The sequence below is a fragment of the Hungatella hominis genome (genome assembly GCF_014288005.1).
GTDB lineage: Bacteria > Bacillota > Clostridia > Lachnospirales > Lachnospiraceae > Hungatella > Hungatella effluvii.
Genome location: NZ_JACOPB010000016.1, coordinates 62,625 through 81,220 on the forward strand (window position 1 = coordinate 62,625; position 18,596 = coordinate 81,220).

Genomic DNA, 18,596 nt, shown 5'->3' on the forward strand with positions numbered 1-18,596 from the left:
ATGTCTTTTTTATGTCCAAAATTTAACGATCTTGATTGGAGGTAGGGAAACATGGAATGTAAGACAACTTTATATGATACTCATGTAAAGTACGGGGGAAAGATGGTGCCATTTGCCGGATTTCTTCTGCCGGTGCAGTACGGGACCGGAGTGATCGCGGAGCACATGGCGGTGAGGACGGCCTGCGGCCTGTTTGACGTGTCCCATATGGGGGAGATCCTGTGTGAGGGCGAAGCGGCGCTCGACAATTTAAACCATCTGCTGACCAATGATTTTACCAGCATGGTGGACGGCCAGGCCAGATACAGCCCCATGTGCAACGAGGAGGGCGGCGTGGTGGATGATCTGATCGTTTACAAGATCAGAGACAATCACTATTTTATCGTGGTGAACGCATCCAACAAAGATAAGGACTTCGCATGGATGATGGCCCATAAGCTTCCAGGCGCCGAACTGAAGGATATATCGGCGGGAGTCGGCCAGCTGGCGCTTCAGGGGCCGAAGGCGGAAGAGATTCTGCTAAAACTGACAGACAAAGAGAATCTGCCGGTAAAATATTACACCTGCCTTGCAGACCGTCCGGTGGCGGGAATCCGCTGCATCGTATCGAAGACCGGCTATACCGGGGAAGACGGATACGAGCTCTACATGGAGGCCGGGAAGGCGCCGGAGCTTTTTGAGGCACTGATGGAGGCGGGAAAAGAGGAAGGTCTGATTCCCTGCGGACTGGGAGCCAGAGACACGCTGAGACTGGAAGCGGCCATGCCTTTATACGGCCACGAGATGGATGACACCATCACTCCGCTGGAGACGGGACTCTCCTTTGCGGTGAAGATGAAGAAGGAAGACTTTATCGGAAAAGCGGCCATCGAGGCAAAGGGAGAACCCACACGGGTGAGAGTCGGCTTAAAGGTGACCGGCCGGGGCATTATCCGGGAACATGAGACCGTCTATGCGAATGGGGAAGAGATCGGCATCACCACATCGGGAACCCACGTTCCTTACTTAAAATGCCCGGTTGCCATGGCTTTGGTAAAGAAAGAGTATGCTGTGCCCGGTACGAAGGCAGAGGCGGACGTAAGAGGACGCCGGATTGAAGCAGAGGTAGTTCCGCTTCCTTTCTACAAAAGAACGAAATAGATATTCCACGAAAATATAAATTATAATATGGAGGAAAAAACAATGACATATCCAGAAAATTTAAAGTATGCAAAATCTCACGAATGGGTCGAATTTTTAGAGGACGGTTCAGCCAGAATCGGTATGACAGACTATGCGCAGGATCAGATGGGAGATCTCGTATTCGTTAATCTTCCGGAGCCGGAGGATGAGGTGACGGCAGGCGAGGCGTTCGGCGATGTGGAGTCCGTAAAGGCAGTTTCCGATGTCTATTCCCCGATCACCGGCGTGGTTGCGGAAATCAACGAAGACTTGCTGGACAGTCCGGAAAGCATCAATTCCGATCCGTATGGGGCCTGGATGATCCGTGTATCCGATATTGGGGATCAGGAAGAGCTGATGAGCGCGGGGGAATACGAGGAGTTCGTCAAAGAATAAGAACGTTAGATGCAGCTGTAAGAAGACAAAAAGGAGAATGCAAATGGGGTCTTACTTATCCAGTACCGATCATCAGCAGAAGGCGATGCTCGATGAAATCGGTTATAAAGATTACGATGATCTGTTCGGCTGTGTGCCGGATTCAGTGAAGTTAAAGGGGCGGTTCTCCATCCCGGAGGGCAAATCAGAGCTTGAACTGCGCAGGCAGATGGAGTCTTTGGCGGGAAAAAACCGTGTGTTTGACCATGTGTTCCGCGGAGCGGGGGCGTACCGCCACTACATACCGGCCATAGTTAAGGAGGTGGTCTCCAAAGAGGAGTTTGTTACCGCTTATACGCCGTATCAGGCGGAGATCAGCCAGGGGAATTTACAGGCTATCTTCGAGTACCAGACCATGATCTGTGAACTGACCGGCATGGACGCGGCCAACGCGTCGGTCTACGATGGGGCTTCAGCCGCCGCGGAGAGCGTATTCATGTGCCGGGAACGGAAGAGAGTCAGAGTCCTGGCGGCGGACACGGCTAACCCGGATGTGCTGGCGGCGATGGAGACGTACTGCCACGGCAGAGGCGCCCACGTGGAACTGGTTCCTTCAAAGGACGGAAGCGTCGATTTAGAGACGCTTAAGGAGATGCTTGATGGGACGACGGCCTGTTTCTATGTACAGCAGCCCAATTACTACGGGATTCTGGAGGATGTCACGGCCATGGCGGAACTGGTTCACGGAGCCGGGGCCAAGTTGATTGCCGGCTGTAATCCTATCTCCATGGCGGTTTTACAGACTCCGGCTGAATGCGGCGCCGATATCGCGGTGGGAGAGGGACAGCCGCTGGGGCTTCCGATGGCATTTGGCGGACCTTACCTGGGATTCATGGCGACCACGCGGGATATGATGAGGAAGCTGCCCGGACGTATCGTGGGGGAAACGGTTGACTCCGACGGAAAGAGGGGCTTTGTCCTGACGCTTCAGGCGAGAGAACAGCACATCCGCCGGGAAAAAGCCAGCAGCAACATCTGTTCTAACCAGGCGCTCTGCGCGCTGACGGCCTCGGTCTATTTATCGGCCATGGGGCCGGAGGGACTTCGGGAGGCGGCGCTCCAGTGCACCTCGAAAGCCCATTATTTGAGAGAAAAGCTAAGAGCAGCCGGTTTAAGTCCGGTCTATGACAAGCCATTTTTCCACGAGTTCGTGACAGACTGCCCGGCTGATACAGAGCGGCTGTCCGCCAAACTGGAGGAAGAAGGTTACTTAGGCGGTCTGTCTCTGCCAGGCGGACGCATGCTCTGGTGTACCACGGAGATGAATACGAAGGAGGAGATGGACCGTCTGGCCGATCTCGTAAAGGAGGTGTGCTGCGCATGAAACTGATATTTGAACGAAGTGTAAACGGGCGTCACTGCCAGATTCTGCCGCTATCCGACGTGCCTTACGTGATGCCGGAGTGCACGAGAGCGCTTCCGCTGCACCTTCCCGAGGTATCTGAAAATGACATAAGCCGCCATTATACGGAGCTGGCCAAAGCGACCCACGGTGTCAACGACGGCTGCTATCCCCTGGGTTCCTGCACCATGAAATACAATCCAAAGATCAATGATGAGATCGCCGGACTCCCCGGATTTACAGGAATTCATCCGCTGCAGCCGGAATCCACCGTTCAGGGCGCCTTGGAGGTCTTAAAGACTTCGGAGGAAATATTCTGTGAGATAACAGGAATGGACAGCATGACGTTCCAGCCGGCGGCCGGCGCCCACGGCGAATTCACGGGACTTCTGCTGATTCGTGCCTGGCATGAGAGCCGCGGGGATGAGAAACGGACGAAGATCATTGTTCCGGACTCCGCCCATGGGACGAATCCGGCCAGTGCAACCATGGCCGGCTACAAGGTAATCAATATTCCATCCACAGCCGACGGACTTGTAGATTTAGAGAAGCTTCGGGACGCTGTCGGAGAAGACACGGCAGGCCTTATGCTGACGAATCCCAATACAGTGGGACTCTTTGATCCCAACATTCTGGAGATCACGAAGATCGTCCACGATGCAGGCGGCCTCTGCTATTACGACGGAGCGAACTTAAATGCGGTTATGGGAATCACACGGCCGGGAGACATGGGCTTTGACGTGGTTCATTTGAATCTGCACAAGACCTTTTCCACGCCTCACGGCGGCGGCGGACCCGGAAGCGGTCCGGTGGGCTGCAAGCGTTTCCTGGAACCGTTCCTGCCGGGACAGAAGGTGGTGGAACGGGACGGCGTGCTTCGCATGGAGCCCTATGAAAAATCTATCGGCATGGTTAAGGAATTCTACGGAAACTTCCTGGTGGTGGTGAAGGCGCTCTCTTACGTGCTGACGCTGGGCCCCGACGGCATTGCCGACGCCTGTAAAAACGCGGTGTTAAATGCCAATTACGTCAGGGTAAAGCTGTCAGACTATTACCATATGCCGTTTAAACAGACGTGCATGCATGAGTTCGTCATGAGTCTGGAACAGGAAAAGGAAGAGATGGACGTGACGGCCATGGATATCGCCAAGGCCCTTTTAGATCATGGAATCCATCCGCCGACCATGTACTTCCCGCTGATTGTCCACGAGGCCCTGATGGTGGAGCCGACGGAGACGGAATCAAAGGAGAACTTAGATGAACTGATCGCCGTGTTCCACGAGATCTATGAGACGGCGAAGCGTGATCCCGAATATATCCGGAGCTCCCCCCACATCACCATGGTGAAGCGCCTGGATGAAGTAAATGCGGCCCGGAATCCGAAGCTGCATTACGCATTCGGGGAGGAATGCGCAGAGGGGGAAGAGGCGTGATCCGCCGACTGACCCTGGCCCTGGGGCCGGGGTCATACCCCTATCCCAATTTCGGCATGGAGGAGTATTTGCTTTACCATGTGGAAGAAGAGGAATGCATTCTCTACCTGTGGCAGAATGAGAAAACCGTGGTCATAGGCAGGAATCAGAACGCATGGAAGGAGTGCCGCAGAGAGGAACTGGAGGCCGCCGGAGGTCATCTGGTGAGACGGCTGTCGGGAGGCGGCGCCGTGTTCCACGACCTGGGCAATTTAAACTTTACCTTCATCACAAGAAAAGATAACTACGATGTCACAAAACAGACGGAGGTTATCCTAAGGGCGGCGGGGAAGCTGGGTGTAAACGCAGAACGGACCGGCCGCAATGATATCACAGTGGATGGCCGCAAGTTTTCCGGCAACGCATACTACGAGACCGGGGACTTCTGTTATCATCACGGGACCATTCTGCTCTCTGTGGACAAAGAAGAGATGGCCTGCTATCTAAACGTTTCCAGGGAAAAACTGAGATCCAAAAGCGTGGATTCTGTCAAAAGCCGTGTGGCCAATTTAATCGAATACGTGCCGGATCTGACGGTTAGACGTATGAGAGACAGCCTGGAGGAAAGCTTCGGCGAGGTCTACGGCCTTCCCGCAGACCCATTTCCTCCGGAACGGCTTTGCGAAAACGAGGTAAGGGAGCGGACGGAGCGGTTTGCCTCCTGGGAGTGGAAATACGGCAGGAAGATCCCGTTCAGCGATGAAGCCGCCGCCCGTTTTACCTGGGGGGAGGCCCAGGTGCTGGTCCATGTGGAAGAGGGGCGTGTCCAGGAAGGAAAGATATGGTCCGACGCCCTGGATACGGACTTTATTAAAGCCGCGGAAGACATTCTGACCGGCATGATCTGGAACAGAAAGGCAGCGGCAGACCGTTTTGCAGTCCTGTCCTGCGGCACTCCGGTTCAGGAGGCGATGCGGAAGGATTTACAGGATCTGGTCTGCGATATGATGTAGTGCTGTGCCGTCGATTCGCAGACGCACCTGAGAGAACAGGAGGATTGGATGGAAAAACATTATGATCTCGTCGTAATCGGCGCGGGGCCGGGCGGCTATATGACGGCCCTTTACGCGTCGAAGGCGGGGAAAAGAACGGCCGTGATCGAACGGTCCCATGTGGGAGGCACCTGTTTAAACTGCGGATGCATTCCTACGAAAACGTATCTCCACACCACCGGCCTTTACCGGGAGGTGAAGAAGACAGAGGCCGCCGGCCTCCATACGGAAGGCCTGCGCGTATCCATGGAGGAACTGAAGAAACGCAAAGACGCCGTGGTGGAAGAATTGCGCGCCGGCATTGAGAAGCAGCTGGCCGCCGCTAAGATCGATCTATACCGGGGTACCGGCGTAGTGTGCGGAGAACACTTAGTGAAAGTGATGCCGGGTGAGGAAGAGGTAACCGCAGATTATATTCTGCTGGCAGCAGGCTCCGAGCCTTCGTCCATTCCCATTCCGGGCATGGACTTACCGGGCGTGAAAAACAGTACCCAGATGCTGGAGGAGGAGTGTGTTCCGGACCGTCTCGTGATCATTGGCGGCGGAGTTATAGGAATGGAGTTTGCTACTGTCTATAACGACCTGGGATGTCAGGTCACGGTACTGGAAGCCATGGATAAGATCCTGCCCGGCATGGACAAGGAGATTTCCCAGAATTTAAAGATGATTATGAAAAAACGCGGCGTAGACATTCATACCGGGGCTACGGTTTCCTCCGTCGAAAAGATGGGAGACGGAACGTATCTCTGCCGCTATACGGAAAAAGAAAAAAACTGTGAAGCCCCGGCCGTGCTGATTCTGTCAGCCGTCGGCCGCCGTCCCTTAAGCCGCGGTCTGTTCTCGGAAGACATGCAGGAACGCATCGATATGGAGCGGGGCCGAGTCCTGGTAAACGAGCGCTATGAAACCTCGGTACCCGGCATTTACGCCATTGGAGACCTCGTCGGAGGCGTCTGCCTTGCCCACGTGGCTGCGGCAGAGGGCTGTCAGGCAGCTTCCGCCATGTTCCCGGAGCTGAAGGGAAAAGACATGACCGTCATTCCAGCCTGCGTATACACCGATCCGGAGATCGCCTGTGCAGGCCTCACCGCCGACGAGGCAAAAGCCGCAGGCATCGATACCGCCACAGGAAAATACATCATGTCCGTAAATGGAAAATCCATCCTGTCCATGCAGGACCGCGGTTTCCTGAAAATAGTTTCCGAAAAGGAGACCGGCCGTATCCTGGGCGCCCAGCTGATGTGTGCCAGGGCAACCGATATGATCGGCGAACTGGAACTGGCCATTTCAAAACGCTTGACGGCCGAAGATCTGGCGGCCGTCATCATGCCCCATCCAACCTTTTGTGAAGGAATCGGAGAGGCTGCAGAATCGATATTGATGTAATATGAAGTACAGGCAGAGTTATCATTACACAATCCCCACAGTTTATGGTGAAACTGTGGGGATTTTAAGATTCATATTACTTTTCTGATATGTATTTTTGGGCTAAGTTCTCCAGTTCTTTAAAATTTAAACATCTTCTGGACAAAGGAGCATCAGGATATTTATATTTTAGATTATAGATATATTGAGCCTTTGAAGATAAGTCTAAAGAATTTATTGCATGTAATTCTCTGTCTAATAGATCTATATATTTACTTTTTTCTTCTTTTGATTGAAAAGTCCTGTATGTATCTATTTTTCTTTTTTCAAATAAGGAAAATTCGGACTTTGGAATAGGAAACATATAATTTAAATTGATGACTGCGATCAATCTGTTTGAAATTGCAGGATCATAAATTTTATAAAAATCTTTTTGTTGTTTCATATTTTTATGTCTTGACTGGGCATGTGATATTTGTGTGATATAATACAAATTGTTCTTTTCAAACAATATGCCAAAAAATGGTTTATATCTGTCATCACCATAATCCGTTCTGGGAATTCTGCTTTCACTATTTCTTAAATAGTCTAAATACGATTCATTTACATTGATCCATTTCATCTTTTGTGTTCTCCAATTAAAAAAAGAACCGGTATCAAGTACCGGCTCTTTTTAATACGATTTTGATAGGCTTCGTAACCGCTATTAATACAGTATTTGGCAGGCTCTGTAACCACTATTAATACGATTTTGGCAGGCTTCGTAACCAACTGCTTTATAGAATACAATAAATATTCTACGTAAATATTATATAATAATTCCCTGCAAAATACAAGCGAAACATTAGAAAAATAAACTTTAAAATTGTTTTTTTATATAATATTATATGCTTTATTGCAGTTTTTGGCTACTGCGTTTATATGCGGCCTGATTTCTGTATCGGAACAGAGCAGTATCCGTTTACCATAGGAACAGAACGGGAAACAGAAGCCGCTCGAACGGGGAGCTGTTGCTCAGATGTCTTTGTGAAGTGAAGAACTGCTGAAGAACTTTAAATAGAGGGTATTAAAGTTACTGAAAATATGATATAATGTAACATAACTTTGGGTATTTATTTAAAAGAACAAATGTAACCCCTTTCCTCTTTGCAGATGGAAGGCGGAATCGACAAAAACAAGTAAAAAACAGGAAGGATGTGACATATGAATATCAGGGAATCCACGGAATCCTGGGAAGCAGAAGCTTTAAGCCCTTACGCCTCACTCAGCAGGAATTCGAGAGGAAGGGAAAGGGAGGAAGAACCGTGTGATATACGGCCCGTCTATCAGCGGGACCGGGACCGGATTATCCACTGTAAGACATTTCGCAGGCTGAAGCATAAGACGCAGGTATTTCTGGCGCCGGAAGGCGACCATTACCGGACACGCCTTACCCATACCCTGGAAGTATCTCAGATTGCAAGGACCATTGCCAGGGCGCTGCGCATGAACGAGGATCTGACTGAGGCCATCGCACTGGGGCACGATCTCGGACATACGCCTTTCGGCCATTCAGGGGAAGCGGTCCTGAACAAAATCTGTTCGGAAGGCTTTGCCCACTACCGGCAGAGCGTCCGGGTTGTGGAGGTCCTGGAAAAGAATGGAAGAGGCCTTAATCTAACCTGGGAAGTGCGCGACGGCATCCTAAACCACCGAACGAGCGGAAGCCCATCCACGCTGGAAGGAAAGATTGTACGGCTTTCCGATAAGATCGCCTACATCAATCACGATATCGATGATGCGATCCGCGCCAGGATGTTTGTGGAGGAAGATCTGCCGGAGTGCTATACGGAGGTTCTCGGGCACAGCGTGCGGGAACGCCTGAATAACCTGATACATGATATTATCCGAAACAGCTACGAGAAACCGGAGATTATCATGTCTCCCCACATGGAGGAAGCCATGCAGGGGCTTCGCACCTGGATGTTTGAGAACGTATACCGGAGCGACGTACCCAAGGCGGAGGAAGGAAAGGCTCAGCATCTCATTGTGATGCTGTTTAACTATTATATGGAGCATACGGATAAGCTCCCGGCGGAATACCACTATCTGATGGATGTACGCCGCGAAAACCGTGAACGCGTGGTATGCGATTACATAGCGGGGATGAGCGACAGCTACGCCATCGACAAGTTCGAGGAGCTGTTCGTCCCAAAGGCCTGGAAGGATATCTGACAGTTAAGGGAATCAGGGAGGTGTGAAATTTCATGCGATATCCGGAAGAAGTAGTAGAAGAAGTCAGAATGAAAAACGATATCGTGGATGTGATTTCAGGTTACGTGAAGCTGCAGAAGAAGGGGAGCAACTACTTTGGACTCTGCCCGTTTCACAATGAGAAATCACCTTCCTTTTCCGTGTCGCCCTCCAAACAGATGTATTACTGTTTTGGCTGCGGCGCCGGAGGCAATGTGATTACGTTTGTGATGGAATATGAGAATTATTCCTTTATGGAAGCGCTTCAGATGCTGGCCGACAGGGCCGGCGTGGCGCTCCCGAAGCAGGAGTACAGCAAGGAAGCAAAAGAGGCCGCGGATCTGCGGACGGCCCTGCTGGAGATTAACCGCATGGCGGCAAATTATTACTATTTCCAGCTTACGAATCCGCAGGGCGAGGTGGGGTACCGGTATTTGAGGGACAGGCAGCTGGCCGACGATACCATACGCCACTTCGGACTCGGCTTTGCCAATAAGACCAGTGACGATCTGTACCGGTATTTAAGGGCAAAGGGATACGACGACAAGATTTTAAAGGAGACTGGTCTGGTTACCATCGAGGAGCGCGGAGCCCATGACAAGTTCTGGAACCGCGTTATGTTCCCCATCATGGATGTGAACAACCGTGTCATCGGTTTTGGCGGCCGTGTCATGGGCGCAGGGGAACCGAAATACTTAAACTCTCCGGAGACGAAGCTGTTTGATAAGAGCCGGAATCTCTACGGCCTTAACTATGCAAGACTTTCCAGGGAAAAATACATATTAATCTGCGAAGGCTATATGGATGTCATCGCCATGCACCAGGCCGGCTTCACCAATGCGGTGGCGTCGCTGGGAACGGCCTTTACGACGCAGCATGCGGCGCTGCTAAAACGCTACACGGATAAGGTGGTTTTAACGTACGACAGCGACGGAGCGGGAACGAAGGCGGCCCTGAGGGCAATTCCGATTCTGCGCGACGTGGGTATGTCCATCCGGGTACTGAACATGCAGCCGTATAAAGACCCCGACGAGTTCATCAAGAACATGGGGGCTGAAGCGTTCCGTGAACGGATTGAGCAGGCGAGAAACAGCTTTTTATTTGAAATCGACGTTTTAAAGAGAAACTACGAGATGGATGACCCCGAACAGAAGACCGAGTTCTATAACCAGGTGGCGAAGAAGCTCTGTGAGTTTCCGGAGGCCCTGGAGCGGGAGAACTATTTAGAGGCCGTGTCCCGGGAATTTTTCATCAATTACGAAGATCTAAAACGTCTGGTAAACCGCATGGGAGCGAGACTGGGTCCGGTGGCTCCGCGGGAGGAAGAAGAGAATACTGCAGGAAAGAAGAAAAAGGACAGGGAAGACGGAAGAAATCAGTCCCAGAGGCTTCTCCTCACATGGCTGATCGAGAATCCGTTCCTGTTTGACAAGATAGAGGGAATTATCACTCCCGATGATTTTATTGAAGATCTGTACCATCAGGTAGCCAGGATGGTATTTGACGGACACGCCGCCGGGAATTTGAATCCGGCAGAAATCCTAAATCATTTTATTAACGATGAAGAACAGTACCGGGTGGTTGCGGGACTTTTTAATGCGAGCCTGAAAGAATCCCTGGATAATGAAGAACAGAAGAAGGCATTTTCAGAAACGATCATGAAGGTGAAAAAGAACAGCCTCGATTATGCCAGCCGCAACGCAGCGGGGATCGAGGAGCTGCAGAGAATCATAAAGGAGCAGGCGGCGCTGAAAAATCTGCATATTTCACTGGATTAGGGTGAACACTATAGGCAAGCTGTGGAAGGATGGAAGAACATGGGCGAGAATGTTAAGAGAACGGCAGAGAAGCTGTCATCATCAAAGAAGGTGGACGAGGCCAGGGAGGCAGAACTGAGGGCCGCAGAAGAACTGGCTGCTTTTGAGGAAAAGTTAAATCAGCTGCTTCTGCTGGCGAAAAAGAAAAAGAATGTTCTGGAAAATCAGGAAGTGCTCGATTTCTTTACTGGTACTACGCTGGATGCAGACCGGCTGGACCAGATTTATGATTTCCTAGAGACGAATAAAGTGGACGTTCTTCAGATCAATGAAGACGAGGACTTAGAGCTGGATCCCGATTTATTTATCGAGGAAGAGCTGGAGGAAGAAGAAGAAATCGATATGGAACATATCGATCTCTCTGTTCCGGAGGGCGTCAGCGTTGAGGATCCTGTCCGTATGTATTTGAAGGAGATCGGCAAGGTTCCGCTTTTATCCAGCGATGATGAGATTGAACTGGCCAAGAAAATCGAGCTTGGAGATGAACTGGCCAAGGAGAAACTGACGGAAGCCAACTTAAGGCTGGTCGTCAGCATTGCCAAACGGTATGTGGGACGCGGCATGCAGTTCCTTGATCTGATTCAGGAGGGGAATTTAGGGCTCATCAAGGCGGTGGAAAAGTTCGATTACAGGAAGGGCTATAAATTCAGTACTTATGCGACCTGGTGGATTCGTCAGGCGATCACGCGTGCGATTGCAGACCAGGCCCGTACCATCCGGATTCCCGTTCATATGGTGGAGACCATTAACCGTCTCGTGCGGGTTTCAAGGCAGCTTTTGCAGGAGCTGGGCAGGGAACCGTCACCGGAAGAGGTCGCTTTGAAAGTGGACATGCCGGTGGAAAGGGTGCGGGAGATCATGAAGGTATCCCAGGAGCCGGTATCCTTAGAGACGCCGATCGGCGAAGAGGAAGACAGCCATTTGGGTGACTTTATTCAGGACGATCAGGTGGCGGTCCCGGCGGACGCGGCTACCTTTACCATGCTTCACGAGCAGCTTATGGAGGTCCTTGACACCCTGACAGAGAGGGAGCAGAAGGTACTTCGCCTGCGGTTCGGTCTCGACGACGGAAGACCGAGGACGCTGGAAGAGGTGGGCAGGGAGTTCAACGTGACGAGAGAGCGAATCCGTCAGATTGAGGCCAAGGCCCTGCGGAAGCTCCGCCACCCAAGCCGGAGCAAAAAGCTGAAAGATTATTTAGACGACTGATATTGGAGCTGAATACATGAAATTATCAAAACGGTTAGAAACAGTTGCTTCCTTTGTTCCCAAAGGAAGCAACATTGCTGATATAGGGACGGACCACGGTTACGTTCCCATTTACTTAGTCAGGGAAGGTCAGGCGGAGCATGCGGTAGCCATGGATGTGAGAAAAGGCCCGCTGGAACGCGCCAGAGCCCATGTGGAGGATGCTGGACTCGGAAGCCGGATTGATGTGCGCTTAAGCGACGGCCTGGCGGGGCTTGAAACGGGGGAAGCGGACTGCGTCGTGATCGCGGGTATGGGCGGGGAACTGATCATACATATTCTGGAAGAAGGGCGGGGGCTTTGGGACACCATCGGATACTGGGTCCTTTCCCCGCAGTCAGAACTGGATAAAGTGCGCCGTTTCCTGGAAAAAGAGTCATTTTCCATTGTTCGGGAGACTATGATGAAGGAAGATGGAAAATACTATACGGTGATGGGGGTGACACGGGACGGCATTTCCTGGGATTATACCTCCGAGCCGCATTACCTGTACGGAAGACGGCTGATCCGTCAGAAGAGTCCCGTTCTCGCAGAATTTCTTAAGAAGGAACAGGAACAGCTGGAACAGATTCTGGATACACTGAAGGACAGCGACACGCCAGCGGCCTTAAAGCGCCGCGGGGAGATGGAAGCCATGCTGGCCTGGAACAAGGAGGCACAAGATGAAATGCTTGGAACTGATACAGAAGCTTGAGACACTGGCGCCGTCTGGCTGCGCCTGTGATTGGGATAATGTGGGCCTGCTCGTCGGATGGAAGGAGCAGGAGATTCACAGGATCTTAATCGCACTGGATGCCACAGACGAGGTGGTGGAGGAAGCCATTCGGATGCGGGCCGATCTTCTGCTCACACACCATCCGCTTATCTTTAAACCGCTAAAAAAGGTCAATGACGATAATTTCATTGCCCTCAGGGTGATGAGTTTAATCCAGTACAATGTGAATTATTACGCCATGCACACCAATTTCGACGCAGCTCCCGGCTGTATGGCGGATATTGCCGCCGGGCGGCTGGGCCTTATGGAACCGGACGTTTTAGAGGTGATGGGCACCATGGAGATCGACGGAAAGCCTGTTCCATATGGTATCGGCAAGGTGGGAGAGCTTCCTTATGCGATGACATTAAAGGAACTGGCCCTGTTCGTTAAGGAGCGGTTCGGTCTGCCGTTTATTACCGTTTATGGAGAACACGCCGTGGATGAGACGGTAACGCGAGTAGCGATTGCTCCCGGCTCCGGAAAGAACTCCATTGCCTATGCGGAAAAGGCCGGCGCCGAAGTCCTGATCACAGGCGATATCGGGCATCATGAAGGTATCGATGCGGCGGCGAATCATCTGGCGGTTCTGGATGCCGGACACTATGGACTGGAACATCTGTTTATCGGATTTATGGCGGATTACCTGGAACGGGAGTATGGAGACAGCCTGGAGATCCACAAAACAGCGGCGGCATTTCCTGCAGCCGTGCTTTGACAGCCTGGTACCGCATCGTGCAATCAACAAGGAGGTAAGAGATGGCATTAGTAACAATCGGTGATGTAACAAAAGAATATCCGAACGGGACGACGTACTTGGAGATTGCGGAGGAATATCAGCCGCAGTACGAGGACGACATTCTGCTTGTGCGGATCAATGGTAAGCTTCGGGAGCTTCATAAAAAGGTAAAGTTTGACTGCAGGCTGGAATTTTTCACAGGAAGAGACCAGCCGGGAATCCAGACATACCATAGAAGCGCTACGTTCCTGATGCTGAAAGCATTTTACGACGTGTTGGGAGCGGAGAAGATCGAGAAGGTCACAGTGGATTTTTCCCTCGGAAAAGGCTACTATATTGAACCACATGGAAGTTTTACGCTGACAGAAGAGCTGATTGACCGTGTGAAGGCCCGGATGCATGAGTACGTGGAAGAGAAGATTCCCATCATGAAGCGGAGCGAGAATACGGACGATGCGATTGAACTGTTTCACAGACACCGCATGTATGACAAGGAACGGCTGTTCCGCTACCGCCGTGTCTCCCGCGTCAACATCTACAGCATCGGCGGTTTTGAAGATTACTACTATGGCTACATGGTGCAGAACACCGGCTATATCAAGTATTTTGATCTGGTTTTATACGACGACGGTTTCATGCTGATGCTCCCTCAGAAGGAGAATCCCAAGGAGGTTCCCATTTTTGAGGCTGAGAAGAAACAGAAGCTTTTCCAGGTGTTAAAGGAAAGTGTGAAATGGGGCGAGCGCCTGAACGTCTCCCATGTCGGGGAGCTGAACGAGGTGATCGCGAAGGGAGACATAAGCCGGCTGATCCTGATTCAGGAGGCTCTCCAGGAAAAGAAGATTGCGGAGATCGCGGAGAAGGTCACGTATGAACGGGATAAAAAGTTCGTCATGATCGCAGGCCCGTCATCTTCCGGAAAGACCTCCTTTTCCCACCGACTGTCCATCCAGCTGAAAGCACAGGGGATGATCCCCCATCCGATCGGCGTGGATGATTACTTTGTCAACCGGGCAGACAGCCCTAAGAATCCAGACGGAAGCTATAACTACGAGGTGCTGGAGTGCCTCGACGTAGAACAGTTTAATAAGGATATGATGGCCCTTCTGGCCGGAGATACCGTCGAGATGCCGCGCTATAATTTCAAAACAGGGATGCGGGAATACCACGGAGACATGTTAAAGCTGGGCAGAGACGACATCCTGGTAATCGAGGGCATCCACTGCTTAAATGACCGGCTGTCTTATTCCCTTCCGGCGGAAAGCAAATTCCGCATTTACGTCAGTGCGCTGACGCAGCTCAACGTTGACGAGCATAACCGGATTCCTACCACCGACTGCCGCCTGCTGCGGCGTATGGTCCGGGATGCCAGGACGAGAGGCGCATCTGCTCAGGATACGATCCGCATGTGGCCGACGGTGAGACGTGGGGAAGAGCAGTATATCTTCCCGTTCCAGGAATCCGCCGATATGATGTTCAACTCCGCCACAGTATATGAGCTGGCGGTTTTAAAGCAGTATGCGGAACCGCTTCTGTTTGGAATCCCCAGGGATTCGGAAGAGTATATGGAAGCCAAACGTCTGCTTAAGTTCCTGGATTACTTCCTGGGCGTAAACAGCGAGACTATTCCCAATAACTCGATTATACGGGAATTTATCGGAGGAAGCTGCTTCCGTGTATGACAGCAGCCACCGAATACAAAAGAAAATGGATTGTAAAGTGAGGAAGTAAGCGTGGAACTGGCTGTTATTACTGCGGAAAAGATAAGCGTCATGTTTGTCATGGCGCTTATTGGGATAATTTGTTACCGGATTGGTCTGATAAGCGGACACACCAATGAGAAGCTATCGGATATTCTTCTTCTATTGGTGTCGCCGCTGCTTATTTTTACATCCTATCAGCAAGCCTTCGATCCGGAGAAGCTAAACGGGCTGCTGGCCGCGTTCTTTATGGCGGCGGTCAGCCACGCAGTGGCCATCGCGATCGCGTCCTTTCTAGTGAAAAAGGGAAGAACGGACTGGGAGGTTGAGCGGATATCCTCGATCTACTCCAACTGCGGTTTTATGGGGATTCCATTGGTGAGCGCACTGTTCGGAGCCGACGGCGTTTTCTATGCGACCGCCTACATAACGGTGTTCAACGTTCTGGTATGGACCCACGGAGTCATCCTGATGACCGGGAAACAGGATTTTAAATCATTTATGACGGCCCTTCGATCGCCCTGCATCGTGGCAGTGGTGTTGGGGCTGTTCTGTTACCTTGCGCGCATCCGGTTTCCCGCGGTTATTCTGGAGCCGCTCACAGCGATTGCCGATATGAATACGCCGTTGGCCATGCTGGTAGCCGGTGTCTCCATCGCAGGAAGCGATATCCGCGCCCTGCTCATGAAGGTGCAGATCTATTACATCTGTGCGATCCGTCTGCTCGTCATACCGGTCGCTGTCCTTCTGGTGCTGAAGGCTTTCCGGCTCGACGATATGGTCACGACGGTAGTTGTTCTGGCCACATCCTGCCCAACTGCCACCACCGGCACACTTTTCGCCCTGAAATTCCACCGGAATTCCGGTTACGCCTCTGAGATATTCGGTTTGGCCACAGCAAGTTCTATCGTGACGATCCCGGTTATGATGCTTTTGTGCGGTTTGATAACGATATAGAGAACTGGTCTTTACAAAATCCCAAATCTGTGGTAAACTAACAACGTTTTGAGTAAGACAAATGGCCGCAGCTGTAATGCCGAAAGGCTGCAGATGAGGAAAGTCCGGGCTTCACAGGGCAGGATGCCAGATAACGTCTGGCGGAGGCGACTCCAGGGAAAGTGCAACAGAAATATACCGCACCGGCATGCCGGTGTAAGGGTGGAAAGGTGGTGTAAGAGACCACCGCTCTCCTGGTAACAGGAGGGGTCCATGTAAACCCCATTCGAAGCAAGACCGAACAGAGAGCATAAGGCGGCCCGCCTGCTTTCGGGTAGGTTGCTTGAGCCTGCCGGCGACGGCAGGCCTAGATAGATGGCCATTCAACGACATAACCCGGCTTATCGTCTTACTCAAAATATGAATGAAAAAGCCCTCTGCCATGCGGGTCTGCATTCCGTTTTTTTGCAGGTCCATGCGGCAGAAGGCTTTTTTATTTCACAGGATTTTAATATTTAAGGTTTATAATAGTACTCAGTAAATCCTGGAAGGTTGTGACAATATTGAAACAAAAGAGAATGCATAAGAGGCAGATGCTGATCTGTCTGGCGGTTTTGGCGGTGCTGTCCTGGATGACGTTTCACATTCTGTTCAAGGACCACTCGCCGGAGGCGGTGTACGAAGTTTTTTCCAGGGCAGACTGGAGATTTGTGGGGCTTGGCGTGGCCTGTATGGCTGTCTATCTGATCTGTGAGGCAGAAAGCATCAGGACCCTGATGGGATCGTTTCAGACGAAGGTTCCGTTTTTTCGGGCGGCCGGGTATTCGTTCGCCGATTTTTATTTCAGTGCGATCACCCCGTCTGCAACCGGGGGACAGCCCATGCAGCTTTATTATATGACGCGGGATGGATTCGGCTTTGCCCAGAGTTCCTTTTCCCTCCTTACGCTGGCCGCGGTATACCAGCTGATGGTTCTGGTGTACGGCGTGGTCATGGTAATCGTGAAGTATCCGTATGTGCAGAGCCAGGGCCGACTGATCAAGTGGCTGCTCATATTCGGCATCGCAGTGAACGGCATCTGTTCCCTTGGCATCCTGCTGGTGATTCTAAAGAGGGCGCTGGTGGAGCGCATTGCAATGATTGGCATTACGATTGCGGTTAAATTGAGAATCATTAAGGACAGAAAGAAGATGGAGCGGAAGGCGGAGCACCTGATTGACGAGTACAGCAGGGGCGGCGAATGCTTCCGCAAATATCCGCTGGTCTTCGTGAAAGTGGTAATTTTGACGGCGCTGAGGCTGACGGCGCTGTTTATGATCCCATATTTTGCCTGTCTGGCTCTTGGGATCGGAGATGTGGGGCCGTTTGAGTTTCTGGCGGTTCAGGCAATTCTAAGCCTGGCGGTAACCGCGGTTCCGCTGCCGGGATCAGTCGGCGCATCGGAGGGCAGCTTCATGCTTTTATACAGCGGCATGGTGGCGGCAGGCAATGTATTTCCCATGATGATGCTGAGCAGGGGAATCAGTTTTTACGGCTTTCTGGCCGTCAGCGGCGCGGTGACCCTGATCCTTCAGTTCTGGAAGGCAGGATATACAAAAGAAAATACATAACGATCACTCGCACGCTCTGCGCATGAGTCACCGTGACAATCCATACAGTTGGCTGGGACAGGCTCCGGCCAGCTGCATTTTTTTGTTTCATTGGGAAAGTTCATCCTATGAAACAAAAAAACTCCGGGAGACAGCGTGCCCCGCTTTATCGGGTATGCGCACTCCGCGCTTAGGAAATATGGCCGCTGAAGCGACCGCGCTCCGGCGCGAGAGTCCGGCGAGCCGGACTCTTTAATCAGTAATAGAAAAATACATCTTACAGGCAAAAAAATACCACTCAACGCATTTGGTGAGACAAATCAGAAGGGGTGGTATACAATGACATCAGAAGGGAGGAAGAATATGAAAATTATCATCGAACCGGGAGACATGGAAGAGCCGGAGGTCATCATACGCGGACGAAGCGGAAGCGAGGAAGTCAGGCAGCTGCTGGAGCTATTAGGCGGCGCTGGAGGTATTTCCCAGATACCGCTGTATGCGGAAGAGAAGGAATATTTTTTCAGGCCGGAGGAGATCAGTTATTTTCTCACGGAGGGCGGAAAAGTCTGCGCATATCTGGAATCCGGAGTCTATGAGGCAAAAGGAAGGCTCTATGAGCTGGCCCGGCAGCTTCGCCACAGGGGATTTATTCAGATCAGCAAAAGTACCGTGATCAACGCAGCCATGGTCGCTTTTGTGGAGGTGGAGTTCAGCGGGAATTACACTGCATTTTTAAAAGATGGAAAAACAAAGCTGCTCATTTCCAGAAACTACATGAAGGATTTTAGAAAATATATTATGGAGGGAAGATAAT

16 protein-coding genes and 1 other RNA gene are annotated in these 18,596 nt (G+C 51.5%); 16 read left to right on the plus strand and 1 reads right to left on the minus strand.

Translation table 11 applies throughout. The features are described from left to right. The first annotated feature begins 51 nt into the window (after positions 1–51). From gcvT to lpdA, 6 genes are read left to right on the plus strand one after another with little or no spacing between them, the layout of a single operon-like run. Entirely contained in the window at positions 52–1,140 is a 1,089-nt protein-coding gene (gene gcvT, locus H8S75_RS25135; protein WP_187023867.1) for a glycine cleavage system aminomethyltransferase GcvT, read from the plus strand. A 42-nt stretch (positions 1,141–1,182) separates the two neighbouring features. Beyond that, the gene (gene gcvH / locus H8S75_RS25140) at positions 1,183–1,557 is read left to right on the plus strand and encodes a glycine cleavage system protein GcvH (RefSeq protein WP_002603849.1); all 375 of its coding nucleotides are present in this window, start codon (positions 1,183–1,185) and stop codon (positions 1,555–1,557) included. Positions 1,558–1,600: 43 nt separating this feature from the next. Next, a complete protein-coding gene (gene gcvPA, locus H8S75_RS25145) occupies positions 1,601–2,920 on the plus strand; it encodes an aminomethyl-transferring glycine dehydrogenase subunit GcvPA (RefSeq protein WP_187023868.1) in 1,320 nt (439 codons plus the stop codon). Further along, on the plus strand, positions 2,917–4,371 hold the full coding sequence (gcvPB, locus tag H8S75_RS25150) for an aminomethyl-transferring glycine dehydrogenase subunit GcvPB (protein WP_187023869.1): 1,455 nt from the start codon (positions 2,917–2,919) through the stop codon (positions 4,369–4,371). Before gcvPA ends, gcvPB begins: the two co-directional genes overlap by 4 nt. Continuing rightward, on the plus strand, positions 4,368–5,363 hold the full coding sequence (lplA, locus tag H8S75_RS25155) for a lipoate--protein ligase (protein ID WP_349768984.1): 996 nt from the start codon (positions 4,368–4,370) through the stop codon (positions 5,361–5,363). The genes gcvPB and lplA overlap by 4 nt, the downstream gene beginning before the upstream one ends. A 48-nt stretch (positions 5,364–5,411) precedes the next feature. Beyond that, on the plus strand, positions 5,412–6,788 hold the full coding sequence (gene lpdA / locus H8S75_RS25160; protein ID WP_187023871.1) for a dihydrolipoyl dehydrogenase: 1,377 nt from the start codon (positions 5,412–5,414) through the stop codon (positions 6,786–6,788). A gap of 76 nt (positions 6,789–6,864) precedes the next feature. Here lpdA and H8S75_RS25165 read toward each other — a convergent pair whose 3' ends face one another. Next, a complete protein-coding gene (locus tag H8S75_RS25165) occupies positions 6,865–7,389 on the minus strand; it encodes a type III toxin-antitoxin system ToxN/AbiQ family toxin (RefSeq protein WP_187023872.1) in 525 nt (174 codons plus the stop codon). A 581-nt stretch (positions 7,390–7,970) separates the two neighbouring features. Here H8S75_RS25165 and H8S75_RS25170 point away from each other — a divergent pair. The 10 genes from H8S75_RS25170 to H8S75_RS25215 all read left to right on the plus strand — a co-directional run bounded on the left by H8S75_RS25170 (position 7,971) and on the right by H8S75_RS25215 (position 18,595). Then, positions 7,971–8,981: a deoxyguanosinetriphosphate triphosphohydrolase gene (locus H8S75_RS25170; protein WP_187023873.1), complete on the plus strand. Its 1,011-nt coding sequence runs from the start codon at positions 7,971–7,973 to the stop codon at positions 8,979–8,981. A 32-nt stretch (positions 8,982–9,013) separates the two neighbouring features. Next, positions 9,014–10,777 carry a DNA primase gene (gene dnaG / locus H8S75_RS25175; protein WP_187023874.1) on the plus strand — a complete coding sequence of 588 codons (1,764 nt, stop codon included), beginning with the start codon at positions 9,014–9,016 and terminating at the stop codon, positions 10,775–10,777. A gap of 39 nt (positions 10,778–10,816) precedes the next feature. Next, complete coding sequence (rpoD, locus tag H8S75_RS25180; RefSeq protein ID WP_002603857.1) at positions 10,817–12,025, plus strand: RNA polymerase sigma factor RpoD; 1,209 nt, start codon at positions 10,817–10,819, stop codon at positions 12,023–12,025. Positions 12,026–12,041: 16 nt separating this feature from the next. Then, positions 12,042–12,758 carry a tRNA (adenine(22)-N(1))-methyltransferase gene (locus H8S75_RS25185; protein WP_187023875.1) on the plus strand — a complete coding sequence of 239 codons (717 nt, stop codon included), beginning with the start codon at positions 12,042–12,044 and terminating at the stop codon, positions 12,756–12,758. After that, the gene (locus H8S75_RS25190) at positions 12,727–13,536 is read left to right on the plus strand and encodes a Nif3-like dinuclear metal center hexameric protein (protein ID WP_187023876.1); all 810 of its coding nucleotides are present in this window, start codon (positions 12,727–12,729) and stop codon (positions 13,534–13,536) included. The genes H8S75_RS25185 and H8S75_RS25190 overlap by 32 nt, the downstream gene beginning before the upstream one ends. A gap of 41 nt (positions 13,537–13,577) precedes the next feature. Then, complete coding sequence (locus H8S75_RS25195; RefSeq protein WP_187023877.1) at positions 13,578–15,239, plus strand: nucleoside kinase; 1,662 nt, start codon at positions 13,578–13,580, stop codon at positions 15,237–15,239. A gap of 51 nt (positions 15,240–15,290) precedes the next feature. After that, positions 15,291–16,214: an AEC family transporter gene (locus tag H8S75_RS25200; RefSeq protein ID WP_187023878.1), complete on the plus strand. Its 924-nt coding sequence runs from the start codon at positions 15,291–15,293 to the stop codon at positions 16,212–16,214. 49 nt (positions 16,215–16,263) lie between these two features. Continuing rightward, positions 16,264–16,613, plus strand: an RNA gene (rnpB, locus tag H8S75_RS25205) — RNase P RNA component class A. 134 nt (positions 16,614–16,747) lie between these two features. Then, positions 16,748–17,803, plus strand: coding sequence for a lysylphosphatidylglycerol synthase transmembrane domain-containing protein (locus H8S75_RS25210; RefSeq protein WP_349768985.1), 1,056 nt, complete (start codon positions 16,748–16,750; stop codon positions 17,801–17,803). A 342-nt stretch (positions 17,804–18,145) separates the two neighbouring features. Then, positions 18,146–18,595 carry a LytTR family DNA-binding domain-containing protein gene (locus H8S75_RS25215; RefSeq protein WP_187023879.1) on the plus strand — a complete coding sequence of 150 codons (450 nt, stop codon included), beginning with the start codon at positions 18,146–18,148 and terminating at the stop codon, positions 18,593–18,595. The last annotated feature ends 1 nt before the right edge of the window (position 18,596 follow it).